The organism is Pseudomonas sp. P179 (assembly GCF_000478485.2).
In the GTDB taxonomy this organism is placed as follows: Bacteria; Pseudomonadota; Gammaproteobacteria; order Pseudomonadales; family Pseudomonadaceae; genus Pseudomonas; species Pseudomonas aeruginosa.
Genome location: NZ_KI517354.1, coordinates 373,871 through 386,384 on the forward strand (window position 1 = coordinate 373,871; position 12,514 = coordinate 386,384).

Annotated in this window: 11 protein-coding genes; 6 read left to right on the plus strand and 5 right to left on the minus strand. The window is 68.7% G+C overall.

Going from position 1 to position 12,514, the window contains the following annotated elements:
- The first annotated feature begins 5 nt into the window (after positions 1 to 5).
- Together mexF and oprN are read left to right on the plus strand one after the other, a co-directional pair.
- Complete coding sequence (mexF, locus tag HMPREF1224_RS14320; protein WP_003089834.1) at positions 6 to 3,194, plus strand: multidrug efflux RND transporter permease subunit MexF; 3,189 nt, start codon at positions 6 to 8, stop codon at positions 3,192 to 3,194.
- Positions 3,191 to 4,609 carry a multidrug efflux RND transporter outer membrane subunit OprN gene (oprN, locus tag HMPREF1224_RS14325; protein ID WP_003113303.1) on the plus strand — a complete coding sequence of 473 codons (1,419 nt, stop codon included), beginning with the start codon at positions 3,191 to 3,193 and terminating at the stop codon, positions 4,607 to 4,609. Before mexF ends, oprN begins: the two co-directional genes overlap by 4 nt.
- Before the next feature lie 153 nt (positions 4,610 to 4,762).
- Here the strand turns inward: oprN and HMPREF1224_RS14330 are convergent, their stop codons facing one another.
- Together HMPREF1224_RS14330 and HMPREF1224_RS14335 are read right to left on the minus strand one after the other, a co-directional pair.
- Positions 4,763 to 5,278, minus strand: a complete 516-nt coding sequence (locus tag HMPREF1224_RS14330) for a DinB family protein (protein WP_003089838.1) — start codon at positions 5,276 to 5,278, stop codon at positions 4,763 to 4,765.
- A gap of 58 nt (positions 5,279 to 5,336) precedes the next feature.
- Positions 5,337 to 6,215 carry a LysR substrate-binding domain-containing protein gene (locus HMPREF1224_RS14335; protein WP_003122653.1) on the minus strand — a complete coding sequence of 293 codons (879 nt, stop codon included), beginning with the start codon at positions 6,213 to 6,215 and terminating at the stop codon, positions 5,337 to 5,339.
- 127 nt (positions 6,216 to 6,342) lie between these two features.
- Between HMPREF1224_RS14335 and HMPREF1224_RS14340 the strand changes: the two genes are divergently transcribed.
- The 3 genes from HMPREF1224_RS14340 to HMPREF1224_RS14350 are packed head-to-tail and all read left to right on the plus strand — an operon-like array spanning position 6,343 to position 8,671.
- Positions 6,343 to 6,975 carry an ankyrin repeat domain-containing protein gene (locus HMPREF1224_RS14340; protein WP_003109549.1) on the plus strand — a complete coding sequence of 211 codons (633 nt, stop codon included), beginning with the start codon at positions 6,343 to 6,345 and terminating at the stop codon, positions 6,973 to 6,975.
- A gap of 17 nt (positions 6,976 to 6,992) precedes the next feature.
- Positions 6,993 to 7,448 carry a nucleoside deaminase gene (locus HMPREF1224_RS14345; RefSeq protein ID WP_003122651.1) on the plus strand — a complete coding sequence of 152 codons (456 nt, stop codon included), beginning with the start codon at positions 6,993 to 6,995 and terminating at the stop codon, positions 7,446 to 7,448.
- Complete coding sequence (locus HMPREF1224_RS14350) at positions 7,445 to 8,671, plus strand: CynX/NimT family MFS transporter (RefSeq protein ID WP_003113304.1); 1,227 nt, start codon at positions 7,445 to 7,447, stop codon at positions 8,669 to 8,671. Before HMPREF1224_RS14345 ends, HMPREF1224_RS14350 begins: the two co-directional genes overlap by 4 nt.
- A gap of 43 nt (positions 8,672 to 8,714) precedes the next feature.
- On the opposite strand, the gene HMPREF1224_RS14355 is transcribed toward HMPREF1224_RS14350, so the two are convergent.
- Both HMPREF1224_RS14355 and HMPREF1224_RS14360 read right to left on the minus strand, forming a co-directional pair.
- Positions 8,715 to 8,882, minus strand: a complete 168-nt coding sequence (locus HMPREF1224_RS14355) for a hypothetical protein (RefSeq protein ID WP_003089849.1) — start codon at positions 8,880 to 8,882, stop codon at positions 8,715 to 8,717.
- Positions 8,883 to 8,985: 103 nt separating this feature from the next.
- Complete coding sequence (locus HMPREF1224_RS14360) at positions 8,986 to 10,326, minus strand: leucine-rich repeat-containing protein kinase family protein (protein WP_010793057.1); 1,341 nt, start codon at positions 10,324 to 10,326, stop codon at positions 8,986 to 8,988.
- A 117-nt stretch (positions 10,327 to 10,443) separates the two neighbouring features.
- Here HMPREF1224_RS14360 and HMPREF1224_RS14365 point away from each other — a divergent pair, with 117 nt between their 5' ends.
- Positions 10,444 to 11,697 carry an SMI1/KNR4 family protein gene (locus HMPREF1224_RS14365; RefSeq protein ID WP_010793058.1) on the plus strand — a complete coding sequence of 418 codons (1,254 nt, stop codon included), beginning with the start codon at positions 10,444 to 10,446 and terminating at the stop codon, positions 11,695 to 11,697.
- A 3-nt stretch (positions 11,698 to 11,700) separates the two neighbouring features.
- Here HMPREF1224_RS14365 and HMPREF1224_RS14370 read toward each other — a convergent pair whose 3' ends face one another.
- Positions 11,701 to 12,318: an immunity protein Imm33 domain-containing protein gene (locus HMPREF1224_RS14370; protein WP_010793059.1), complete on the minus strand. Its 618-nt coding sequence runs from the start codon at positions 12,316 to 12,318 to the stop codon at positions 11,701 to 11,703.
- Between the last annotated feature and the right edge of the window lie 196 nt (positions 12,319 to 12,514).

Below are 12,514 nucleotides of genomic sequence, written 5' to 3' on the forward strand. Positions count from 1 at the left end.
AACCGATGAATTTCTCCCAATTCTTCATCCAGCGGCCGATCTTCGCCGCGGTGCTGTCGCTGCTGATCCTGATTGGCGGCGCCATCTCCCTGTTCCAGCTACCCATCAGCGAATACCCGGAAGTGGTGCCGCCGACCGTCGTGGTCCGCGCCAACTTCCCCGGCGCCAACCCGAAAGTCATCGGCGAGACCGTCGCCTCTCCCCTTGAACAGGCGATCACCGGGGTGGAGAACATGCTCTACATGTCCTCCCAGTCGACCTCCGACGGCAAGCTGACCCTGACCATCACCTTCGCCCTCGGCACCGACCTGGACAACGCCCAGGTGCAGGTGCAGAACCGCGTCACCCGGACCGAGCCGAAGCTCCCGGAAGAAGTGACCCGGCTCGGCATCACCGTCGACAAGGCCTCGCCCGACCTGACCATGGTCGTGCACCTGACCTCGCCGGATAACCGCTACGACATGCTCTACCTGTCGAACTACGCGGTGCTCAACGTGAAGGACGAACTGGCCCGCCTCGACGGCGTCGGCGACGTCCAGTTGTTCGGCCTCGGCGACTATTCGCTGCGCGTCTGGCTGGACCCGAACAAGGTCGCCTCGCGCAACCTCACCGCCACCGACGTGGTCAACGCCATCCGCGAGCAGAACCGCCAGGTCGCCGCCGGCACCCTGGGCGCGCCGCCGGCGCCGAGCGATACCAGCTTCCAGTTGTCGATCAACACCCAGGGTCGCCTGGTCACCGAGGAAGAGTTCGAGAACATCATCATCCGCGCCGGCGCCAACGGCGAGATCACCCGTCTGCGCGACATCGCCCGGGTCGAGCTGGGCTCCAACCAGTACGCCCTGCGTTCGCTGCTGAACAACAAGCCGGCGGTGGCGATCCCGATCTTCCAGCGTCCCGGCTCGAACGCCATCGAGATCTCCAACCTGGTGCGGGAGAAGATGGCCGAGCTGAAGCACAGCTTCCCGCAAGGCATGGACTACTCCATCGTCTACGATCCGACCATCTTCGTCCGCGGCTCCATCGAGGCGGTGGTGCACACCCTGTTCGAAGCCCTGGTGCTGGTGGTGCTGGTGGTGATCCTGTTCCTGCAGACCTGGCGCGCCTCGATCATCCCGCTGGCCGCGGTGCCGGTGTCGCTGATCGGCACCTTCGCGGTGATGCACATGCTCGGCTTCTCGCTCAACGCGCTGTCGCTGTTCGGCCTGGTGCTGGCCATCGGCATCGTGGTGGACGACGCCATCGTGGTGGTGGAGAACGTCGAGCGCAACATCGGCCTCGGCCTCAAGCCGGTGGAAGCCACCAAGCGTGCCATGCGCGAGGTGACCGGGCCGATCATCGCCACGGCGCTGGTGCTCTGCGCGGTGTTCATCCCGACCGCGTTCATCTCCGGCCTCACCGGGCAGTTCTACCGCCAGTTCGCCCTGACCATCGCGATCTCCACGGTGATCTCGGCGTTCAACTCGCTGACCCTGTCGCCAGCGCTGGCGGCGGTCCTGCTCAAGGGCCACCACGAGCCGAAGGACCGCTTCTCGGTGTTCCTCGACAAGCTCCTCGGCAGTTGGCTGTTCCGTCCGTTCAACCGTTTCTTCGACCGCGCCAGCCATGGCTACGTCGGCACGGTGAACCGGGTCCTGCGCGGCAGCTCGATCGCCCTGCTGGTCTACGGCGGACTGATGGTGCTGACCTACTTCGGCTTCTCCAGCACGCCGACCGGTTTCGTCCCGCAGCAGGACAAGCAGTACCTGGTGGCCTTCGCCCAGTTGCCCGACGCGGCCAGCCTGGACCGTACCGAGGCGGTGATCAAGCAGATGTCCGAGATCGCCCTGGCGCAGCCCGGCGTGGCAGACTCGGTGGCCTTCCCCGGCCTGTCGATCAACGGCTTCACCAACAGCCCGAACAGCGGCATCGTGTTCACCCCGCTGAAGCCGTTCGACGAGCGCAAGGACCCGAGCCAGTCGGCCGGGGCCATCGCCGCCGCGCTGAACGCCAAGTACGCCGACATCCAGGACGCCTACATCGCGATCTTCCCGCCGCCGCCGGTACAGGGGCTGGGGACCATCGGCGGCTTCCGCCTGCAGATCGAGGACCGTGGCAACCAGGGCTACGAGGAGCTGTTCAAGCAGACCCAGAACATCATCACCAAGGCCCGTGCGCTGCCTGAGCTGGAACCCAGCTCGGTGTTCTCCAGCTACCAGGTCAACGTGCCGCAGATCGACGCCGACATCGACCGCGAGAAGGCCAAGACCCACGGCGTGGCGATCAGCGACATCTTCGACACCCTGCAGGTCTACCTCGGCTCGCTGTACGCGAACGACTTCAACCGCTTCGGCCGTACCTATCAGGTCAACGTCCAGGCCGAGCAGCAGTTCCGCCTCGAACCCGAGCAGATCGGCCAGTTGAAGGTGCGCAACAACCTCGGCGAGATGGTCCCGCTGGCGTCCTTCATCAAGGTCAGCGACACCTCCGGTCCGGACCGTGTGATGCACTACAACGGCTTCATCACCGCCGAACTCAACGGCGCCCCGGCCGCGGGCTACAGCTCCGGCCAGGCGCAGGCGGCGATCGAGAAGCTGCTGAAGGAGGAACTGCCCAACGGCATGACCTACGAGTGGACCGAGCTGACCTACCAGCAGATCCTCGCCGGCAATACCGCGCTGTTCGTCTTCCCGCTCTGCGTGCTGCTGGCCTTCCTCGTGCTGGCCGCCCAGTACGAGAGCTGGAGCCTGCCGCTGGCGGTGATCCTGATCGTGCCGATGACCCTGCTGTCGGCGATCACCGGGGTGATCCTGGCCGGCAGCGACAACAACATCTTTACCCAGATCGGCCTGATCGTTCTGGTGGGGCTGGCGTGCAAGAACGCGATCCTGATCGTCGAGTTCGCCAAGGACAAGCAGGAGGAAGGCATGGACCGCGTCGCCGCGGTGCTGGAAGCCTGCCGCCTGCGCCTGCGGCCGATCCTGATGACGTCCATCGCCTTCATCATGGGCGTGGTGCCGCTGGTGATCTCCACCGGCGCCGGCGCCGAGATGCGCCATGCGATGGGCGTGGCGGTGTTCTCCGGGATGATCGGGGTGACCTTCTTCGGCCTGCTGCTGACGCCGGTGTTCTACGTCCTCATCCGCCGCTTCGTGGAGAACCGCGAAGCGCGCCGCGCCGCCAACGACAAAGGCCTGCCAGAGGTGCATGCATGATTCACGCGCAGTCGATCCGGAGCGGGCTCGCGTCCGCCCTGGGTCTGTTCAGTCTGCTGGCGCTCAGCGCCTGCACGGTGGGTCCGGACTACCGGACCCCCGACACCGCGGCGGCGAAGATCGACGCCACGGCGAGCAAGCCCTACGACCGCAGCCGCTTCGAAAGCCTGTGGTGGAAACAGTTCGACGATCCGACCCTGAACCAGTTGGTCGAACAGTCGCTGAGCGGCAACCGCGACCTGCGCGTGGCCTTCGCCCGCCTGCGCGCCGCCCGCGCCCTGCGCGACGACGTGGCCAACGATCGCTTCCCGGTGGTCACCAGCCGCGCCAGCGCCGACATCGGCAAGGGCCAGCAACCGGGAGTGACCGAGGACCGGGTCAACAGCGAGCGCTACGACCTTGGCCTGGATAGCGCCTGGGAGCTTGACCTGTTCGGGCGCATCCGCCGTCAGCTGGAGTCCAGCGACGCCCTCAGCGAAGCAGCCGAGGCCGACCTGCAGCAACTGCAGGTCAGCCTGATCGCCGAGCTGGTGGACGCCTACGGCCAACTGCGCGGCGCGCAACTGCGCGAGAAGATTGCCCTGAGCAACCTGGAGAACCAGAAGGAGTCGCGCCAGCTCACCGAGCAACTGCGCGACGCCGGGGTCGGTGCCGAACTCGACGTACTGCGCGCCGATGCGCGCCTGGCGGCCACCGCCGCCAGCGTGCCGCAACTGCAGGCGGAAGCCGAGCGCGCCAGGCACCGTATCGCCACCCTCCTCGGCCAACGGCCGGAAGAGTTGACAGTGGACCTTTCGCCGCGCGACCTGCCGGCGATCACCAAGGCCCTGCCGATCGGCGATCCCGGCGAACTGCTGCGCCGCCGGCCGGACATCCGCGCCGCCGAACGGCGCCTGGCCGCCAGCACCGCCGACGTCGGCGTGGCCACCGCCGACCTGTTCCCGCGGGTCAGCCTCAGCGGCTTCCTCGGCTTCACCGCCGGGCGGGGCTCGCAGATCGGCTCGAGCGCCGCCCGCGCCTGGAGCGTCGGCCCGAGCATCAGTTGGGCCGCCTTCGACCTCGGCAGCGTGCGTGCCCGCCTGCGAGGCGCCAAGGCCGACGCCGACGCCGCGCTGGCCAGCTACGAACAGCAGGTGCTGCTGGCCCTGGAAGAATCGGCGAATGCCTTCAGCGACTATGGCAAGCGCCAGGAGCGCCTGGTCTCGCTGGTCCGCCAGTCGGAAGCCAGCCGCGCCGCCGCGCAACAGGCGGCGATCCGCTACCGCGAAGGCACCACCGATTTCCTGGTGCTGCTGGACGCCGAACGCGAGCAACTCTCCGCCGAAGATGCCCAGGCCCAGGCCGAGGTCGAGCTGTACCGCGGCATCGTGGCGATCTACCGCTCCCTCGGCGGTGGCTGGCAACCCAGCGCCTGAACCGGCTATCCCCGGCCGATGGAAATCGGCCACTCCAGCCCCGCGATTGCAGCTCCTGGTCGCGGGGCTTTTTTATGCGCAGCGCGGGGGCTCGGTCGAGCCCCACGTCGTTTCTCGGCGATGGCGTAGAGGCTCGGCGGCCATTGCCGCGGGCTATTCCCGCCGCTCCGGCTGCGCGGAGTGGATATACAGGGTGTAGGTATCCGCCGGCCGGGGCGCGCCCGCCAGGTCGAGGGCATGACCGATGGCGCCGCGATGGTAGGTGCCATGGTTGACGATATGGAAGAGGATCTCCTGGCGCGTCATGCCGCCGTCGCGGCCATCGGCGAAGCGGAAGCGCAGCCATTCGCCGCGACGCTCCAGCGGCAGCTCGGCGACATAGCCGGCGAACCAGGCGGCCGAATCTTCCAGCCGGCGACGCAGGACGTCGTAGCCAGGCACCACCTCGCTGTTGGTCTGTTGGTGGGGCGCCGGCTCGCCCAGCAGGCGCGCCCTGAACAGTTCCTCGACGATCGCCATGTGATTGAGCTGTTGCAAGGCGAAGGCCAGCGAGGCCGGGAACGCCTCGGCGTCGATCCGGGCGATGGCATCGAGGGTGCGGCGGTCGGACCAGGCCTTGTAGTTGAAGGACTCGACCAGCAGGTCGACTTGCAGGGTGGGTCGGGACATGTGGCGGGCTTCCGTGTCCATTCGCTGAGGGAGCCGGATCATAGCCCGGAGACAGCGCTCAGCGCTCGCCCTGCAACCCTTCCAGGCGTGCATCGCAGAGGTCGCGCAGGCGGTCGCGGAGGGTGCGCCCGGCGCTGTCCAGCTCGGGCCGCGCGTAGAGCGCCAGCTCCAGGCCAGCGATGGGCGGGAAGCCGGCCTGCGCGCCAAGCAGGCGATGCTCGGGCCCGACGCAGCCCAGCGGCAGCAGGCTGACCCCCAGTCCGGCGCCGACCGCGGCCACCAGGCTGGCCAGGCTGGCGCTGGAATAGCCGATGCGCCAGCGACGCCCGATGCTCTCCAGGGCATGGATCATCTCCTGGCGATACAGCGCGCCGACCGGGAACACCACCAGCGGCACCGGCTCCTCCGGCGAACCCTCGCCGAACGGCCGCGTGGCGCTGCCGAACCAGCCCAGCGGCTCGGCCCAGCGTGCATGGCAGTCGCTGTCGGCCCCCCACTGCTTGACCAGCAGCAGGTCCAGCTCGCCGCTGCGATAGAGGCGCAGCAGGTGATGGCTGAGACCGCTCTCGACCTCCAGGCGCAGTCGCGGACGCTCTTCGGTGAAGCGCGTCAGCACCGGCATCAGCACTTCGCCGGCGAGGTCTTCCGGCACGCCGAGGCGCAGCACGCCGTCGCCATGGGCCGGGCTGAGGGCCTCGCTGGCCTCGTCCGAGAGCCGCAGCAGGCGCCGCGCGTAGCCAAGCAGACGCTCGCCTTCCTCGGTCGGCAAAACCTGCCGCTGGCTGCGGTCGAGCAGGCGGCAACCGAGGTTCTGTTCGAGGCGGATGACCTGCTGGCTGACGGTGGACTGGGTCAGATGCAGGTGTTCGCCGGCGCGGGTGAAGTTGCCGGTGTCGACAACGCTGACGAAGGTACGGAGCAGGACCAGATCGAGCATGCACACTCCCACTGAAAGGCATTACATCATTTAATTTCAGCATACATGACATCGACGCCATACTTTTCGCCAACGCCTATCGGAGCCCATCGACATGTCCCTGGCCAATCTATGCAGGAGCGGAGCCATGCTGGTCTGCGCAGCATTCAGCGGAGGCGCCGGCGCGAGCGACGCCGGAGCATTGCTCGAAGCCGCGCGTCGCGGCGATACCGCGCAGGTCGCCAGCCTGCTCGAACGCAAGGTCGAGGTCGACGCGCCCAGCGCCGACGGTAGCACCCCGCTGCTGCTGGCCACCGCCAACGACCACCTGGCGGTGGCGCGCCAGTTGATCGAGGCCGGCGCCGACGTCAACCGGCAGAACAGCCGGCTCGACAGCCCGTATCTGCTGGCCGGCGCCGAGGGCCGCCTGGAAATCCTGCGCCTGACCCTGCTCCACGGCGCCGACCTGAAGAGTACCAACCGCTATGGCGGCACCGCGCTGATCCCGGCCTGCGAACGCGGCCATGTGGAAGTGGTGAAGACGCTGCTGCAAGCCGGGGTCGATCCCAACCATGTCAACAAGCTCGGCTGGACCGGGCTGCTCGAGGCGATCCTGCTGAGTGACGGTGGTCCGCGCCACCAGGAGATCGTGCGCCTGCTGATCGACGCCGGCGCCGACGTCAACCTGGCCGATGCCGACGGCGTCAGCCCGCTGGCCCACGCCCGCCAGCGCGGCCAGGGCGGGATCGAGCGGCTGCTGCTGGCCGCCGGCGCCCAATGAAAGCGAAGGAGAAAGACATGTCCGATGAAATCTTCATGCGCGAGGCCATCGCCCTCGCCCGCGCCAACGTCGAGGCCGGCGGCCGCCCGTTCGGCGCCGTGCTGGTGCGCGACGGGCGGGTCCTGGCCCGCGGCGTCAACCAGATCCACGAGACCCACGATCCCAGCGCCCACGCCGAACTGCAGGCGATCCGCCAGGCCAGTCAGGCGCTCGGCAGCCCGCGTCTGGACGGTTGTGTGATCTACGCCAGCGGCCATCCCTGCCCGATGTGTCTGGCCGCCATGCATCTCTGCGGCATCCAGGCGGCCTGGTTCGCCTATTCCAACGAGGACGGCGAACCGTTCGGCCTGTCCACGGCCACGCTCTACGCCGAGATGGCGCGCCCGCCACAGCGGCAAAGCCTGCCGCTACGCGCCCTGCGTCCTGCCGGCGAAGAGGGTCTGTACCGGCAATGGCGGCAACGCCAGGCATGAGCGCGCGAATCCCTTCCGGCGGCCAGGCCGCCACCGGCGTCGGCGCGGCGGAGGTCAGTTGGGTCGGCCTGCTGGTGATCTTCTGCCTCGGCATCAACCTGCGACCGATCCTCACCGGCATCGGCCCGCTGCTCGAGGAAATCACCGCCGGCACCGGTCTCGGCTTCCAGGGCGCGTCGCTGCTGACGGTGTTGCCGGTGCTCTGCATGGGCCTGGTGGCGCTGTTGCTGCCCTGGCTCGGGCGCTGGCTGGCCGAGCACCGCGGCATCGTCTGCGGACTGCTGGCCATCGCCGCAGCCTGCCTCTGGCGCCTGGAACTGGATAGCGGGCTGGCGCTGATCGCCAGCGCCGCGCTGGCCGGCAGCGGCGTGGCGATCATCCAGGCGCTGGTACCGGGCGTGGTCAAGCGCTGGTTCCCGAGGCGGGTCCCGGCGGCGATGGGCCTCTACTCGGCCTCGCTGATGGCCGGCGGCGGAACCGCGGCGGTGCTCAGCCCGCGGATCGCCGAACACTTCTCCAACTGGCAGGCCGGCCTCGGCGCCTGGGCCGTACCGGCCCTGCTGGCGCTGCTGCTGTGGATGTTCGCGCGGCCAAGGGAGGTGCTGCCGAGCGCTGGCGAGGGGCCGGTCCGGCACTTCTTCGGCAATCGCCGTGGCTGGCTGCTGGCGGTGTATTTCGGGCTGATCAACGGCGGCTACACCAGCATGGTGGCCTGGTTGCCGGTGTACTACCGCCAGCTCGGCTGGAGCGCCCAGGACAGCGGCGGGCTGGTCGGGATCATGACCATCTTCCAGGTGCTCGCCGCGCTCAGCGTGCCGCTGCTGATTCGCCGCCGCCTCGACCGCCGGCCCTGGCTGCTGGCCGCGCTGCTGGTCCAGCTCGGCGGCTTCTGCGGCCTGCTGCTGATGCCGCTACAGCACGCGGCACTGTGGGTGGCGTTGATCGGCTACGGCCTGGGCGCCTGCTTCGCCCTCAGCCTGACCCTGACCCTCGACCACCTCCACGAGCCGCGTGCGGCGGGAAGCCTGGCGGCCTTCGTGCAAGGCATCGGCTTCATCATCACCGGCATCGTGCCCTACCTGACCGGCTGGCTGCGCGACGCCACCGGCAGCTTCCAGGCCTCCTGGCTGCTGCTCGCGGCGAGCGTGGTGGCGATGTTGCTGGTGACCCTGCGCTTCGCCCCGTCCGGCTATGCCCGGGCCATGGGCGAGACGCGCGACTGAGCGGCGGACCTCCGCGCCCGCCATTGCAGGCGCGGGTGGCGCTTCAGTAATGGGTGGCGATATAGATGCGGTAGCTGATGATGGCCAGCATGCAGATCACCCCGACCCACATGAGGAACAGGCCGAACGGCGTGTCGCGCTTGGTGAAACCCGTGCCGATGAAGAGCATGCCCAGCACGATGATTGCGAAAGTGACGCCGTAGGAATCCATGTTTACCCTCGTTGGCCGCGTTCCTGACATACTTGTCAGTCTAGCTCCAAGCCCGCTAGAACTACGTTGATATTTATCAGCCTGCGGTCAATTTCGGACAAATTCATCGAACTTGAGGAAACGCCTGGCTGCGAGCGGCAAGGTCGCGCAAGATCGCCTGGATCTCGCCGAAGTCCGGCCGCTCGCTCACCCGTGGCAGCGCGCAACGTCGCTGCAACTCGACCAGCGCCGCACGTAGCGAGGCCTGCCCCGGCGGCGCCTCGCTGCGCTCGAGCAACTCTTCCAGCAGGCAGGCGAAGGCACGTACTTCCAGGCGCCGCAGGGCGCCGGCGAGCACGGCGTCGTCCGGGAGAAAGGACGCGGCGCCGAAATCGCCCAGCAGGCAGGCGCCATCCTCGCGCCAGAGGATGTTATGCGCATAGAAGTCGCCATGGCTGATGCCGCGTCCATGCAGATGGGCCATCAACGCGGCGAGCGAGGCCGCCAGGTGCAGCGCCGTGGCCAGCTCGAAGCGCAGTCCCGGCGGATAGACGTCGCGGGTACAGGACTCCAGGCTCGGCGGCCCCGCCAGGTTGCGATAGGCGTCGTCGAGCAGCTCCAGCACCAGCCCGTCGCGCCCTTGCGGATGCCCGGCGAGCTGGCCGAGCACCTCGATCAATTGCGCATGGCGCCCCGCCGCCAGGCAGGCGGCCATCTCGCTGGCGGGGGTGCCATCGCTGGTCACTTCGCCCTTGAACAGCTTCAGCGCCACCGTGCGCGTCGAGCCGTCCGGCTGGTGCCAGCCGGCGCGATGGATGACCCCGGAGGCTCCTTCGCCGATCAAACCGTCCAGGCTCAGCTCGCTCCAGTCCAGCGCAGCGATGCCGCTGTCGGCCAGCGCCGGCAGACGGCACAACGGGTTGCCGGCGTAGGCCAGCCAGGCCAGGCGCGGCAGCGTCGCCAGCCAGGCCGGCAGGCGCTGGAAACGGTTGGCGGCGATCCGCAGCAGTTCCAGGCCTTCGCAAGCGGCCATGCTCTCGGGCAAGGCCTCCAGGCGGTTGCCGGCCAGCATCAGCTTCTGCAACGGCCGGCGGCCCAGTTCCTCGGGCAGCGTGGCAATCCGGTTGTCGGTGAGGATCAGCCAGCGCAGCGCTGGCGGCAGGGCCGCGGCCGGCACCCGCTCGATGCGGTTGGACTTGAAGCCGACCATGCTCAGCGCCGGACAGTCGCCCACCGCCGCCGGCAATTCGGCGAAGTCGTTGGCGGAACAGAACAGCACCTTGAGACGATGCAGCCGGCCGAGGTCGTCCGGTAGGCTGTCCAGGGCATTGCCGCTGAGGTTGAGCACCTCCAGGGAGTCGGCCAGTTCGAAGATTTCCCGGGGGAACTCGCGCAGGCCGCAGGACAGGTCCAGGCGCGTGGCGCCGGCCAGTTCGCCGCTGCGCAGTTGCTGCAAGGTGTGCATGGTTCGACGGACTCCGGCCAGGGCGGATGGAAAGCCGCGCATGATAGCCAAGGCGTTGCGGAACGCGCACCCTCGCCGTGCTAGAGTGGCCGCCCCGAATCGACAGGACCACAGAGAATGGAACTCTCCCCCGCCGAACGCCAACTCCTGCTGGCCCATCGCCTGGCCGTGTTCGACGGCTGCGTGGTGTACGACGCCCAGCCGCCGGTGTCCGCCGAACACGTCCAGCGTCTTGCCGAAGGCCTGGCCGGACCGATTCCAGAAGAGCTGCTGCGCCTCTGGCGCACCTGTTTCGGCGGGCGCCTCGGCTATGACCTGGAAGTCGACTACGACGGCCACCGCCACCCGTTCTCTTTCAGCGAACTGTTCTATCCGGACAGCGACGGCTACCACGACCTCTGGGGCTGGATCGAACACGAGCTCGAGCTGGCGGCGGAAGCCGCGGCAGAAGAAGGCCGCGACTGGAACGGCAAGCTGGCCTACCTGCCGTTCGGTGGCTTCGAGTACCTGGAGCGGCTCTACGTCTGCGTCGAACCCGGCCCCGAGCATGGCGCGGTAATCGCCTGGAGCCACGGCCTGCCGCCGGCCTGGGCCGGACGCCTGCACCAGGATTCGGTGACGCGCCTGGCCGACGACGTCGGCGGGCTGTTCCGCCTGCTGTCCTTCGAACAGGACCCGTTCGACGCCGAGAACGCCTGCGGCGTGGCCGACGAGCTGCTGGAAGCGCTGGACGCCCTGGAGGCCGCCGGGGAGCCCGGCAAGGCGCTGAAGGGCCGCCTGGAAGTCCTGCTGCGCCAGCGCATCCTCGACTGGCGGCCGGCCCTCGCCGACGGCAGCCTGGCCGCCGAGCCAAGGCTGCGTCAACTGGCCCTGGCCGAAGCTGCGCAAGACGGCGACATCGACCTGCTGCAACGCCTGCGCGATGCCGGCTGCGACTTCGCCGAAACCTTGCGCGGACGCGGCGGCGTGCTGGAGGCCTGCCTCGCCCGCGGGCGCCTGGAGGCCGCCAGATGGCTGCTCGACCAGGGCGTCGCGGTGCACCAGGACAGCCTGCAGATTGGCGCCGCGCACCTCGATGCGGTCCTGGCCGAACGCCTGTTGCGGCTCGGCGCGATCTCCGACCCGAATACGGTGCTCCTCGCCCTGCAATACGGCGACGCCGACGCCGCGCGGATCATGGCGCGACCGCTGCTGGAGGAGTCGCCGTCGCGGGCCAGCGCCCTGCGCCTGGCCCTCGCCAGCCGCGCCGAGCGCGAGCGCAGCGACGCCAGGCGGGTCAGGTCGGGAAAGATGGGCAGCAACCGCAGTCCCGACGACTACCTGGCCCTGGCCGAGCGCCTGGAGCGCTTCCTCGCCGAGCTGCCTGGCTGAGGCTCAACCCTCCGGTCCCTGCACCTCTATGAAGGAACCGTCGGCCAGCCGCTCGAACGCCCGTCCCGGCGGCGCCTCGAGCAGCGGCAGGATGCTGTCGTCGGCGTTCAGCACCGAGCCCAGGCTGACGTAGGCGGTGGTCCCGGCGGTATTCATGTAGTCGTCCGACTCGTCGCCGGCCATCAGCCGCCAGCCGCTGTCGTTTTCCTCTTCCGGCGCCTCGCGGTAGAGGTAGCCGACCGCCTTCCCCTCGTCTATCACCCGGCGCGTCACGAAGCAGCGCCGGGCATAGCGCGAGATCGGCGTTTCCCGCGGGTCGTGCTCGGTGTTGATGATGTGCCGCGCCTCGAAGACGATGCGCTCGCCCAGCGACAGGTCGCGGATGTATTGCGGATAGTTGTCCAGGCGGCCGCTGAAGGCGCCATCCGCCTCGATGCCCTCGACCGTCACCCAGAGCCGCTCGGCGCGCGGCGCATCGGGGTTGTCGGTATCGAAGGCGAAGATCAGCTTGACGCTTTCCCCGGCGGCGACCCGGTCGATGGTCTCCGCGTCCGGTTTGTAGAAGGTGTAGGGATGGCGGACAGCGATCGCGCTGGCGTCCACCAAGGTCCACGAGGCCATGTCGACTCCCGCTTGGCTGGCTACGCGGCGCCCGTAGCCTGGGCTGCCACGGGCACGCCGGTGCCCGGGCGGCATGGGTGGAATGGCGTGGCCGAGGTTCGGGTCGCGGCGCCCACCGGCAGGTCGAAGCCATGCCCGGCCAGGAACCGCCCTTCGGCCCGCCTACCCAGAGGAAAGTAGCAGCGCCGCCGCGCAG

Excerpts from the sequence above, each read along its gene's own strand:
- mexF (WP_003089834.1), top strand. The coding sequence starts at position 6 with ATGAATTTCTCCCAATTCTTCATCCAGCGGCCGATCTTCGCCGCGGTG.
- oprN (WP_003113303.1), top strand. The coding sequence starts at position 3,191 with ATGATTCACGCGCAGTCGATCCGGAGCGGGCTCGCGTCCGCCCTGGGT.
- HMPREF1224_RS14330 (WP_003089838.1), bottom strand. The coding sequence starts at position 5,278 with ATGTCCCGACCCACCCTGCAAGTCGACCTGCTGGTCGAGTCCTTCAAC.
- HMPREF1224_RS14335 (WP_003122653.1), bottom strand. The coding sequence starts at position 6,215 with ATGCTCGATCTGGTCCTGCTCCGTACCTTCGTCAGCGTTGTCGACACC.
- HMPREF1224_RS14340 (WP_003109549.1), top strand. The coding sequence starts at position 6,343 with ATGCTGGTCTGCGCAGCATTCAGCGGAGGCGCCGGCGCGAGCGACGCC.
- HMPREF1224_RS14345 (WP_003122651.1), top strand. The coding sequence starts at position 6,993 with ATGTCCGATGAAATCTTCATGCGCGAGGCCATCGCCCTCGCCCGCGCC.
- HMPREF1224_RS14350 (WP_003113304.1), top strand. The coding sequence starts at position 7,445 with ATGAGCGCGCGAATCCCTTCCGGCGGCCAGGCCGCCACCGGCGTCGGC.
- HMPREF1224_RS14355 (WP_003089849.1), bottom strand. The coding sequence starts at position 8,882 with ATGGATTCCTACGGCGTCACTTTCGCAATCATCGTGCTGGGCATGCTC.
- HMPREF1224_RS14360 (WP_010793057.1), bottom strand. The coding sequence starts at position 10,326 with ATGCACACCTTGCAGCAACTGCGCAGCGGCGAACTGGCCGGCGCCACG.
- HMPREF1224_RS14365 (WP_010793058.1), top strand. The coding sequence starts at position 10,444 with ATGGAACTCTCCCCCGCCGAACGCCAACTCCTGCTGGCCCATCGCCTG.
- HMPREF1224_RS14370 (WP_010793059.1), bottom strand. The coding sequence starts at position 12,318 with ATGGCCTCGTGGACCTTGGTGGACGCCAGCGCGATCGCTGTCCGCCAT.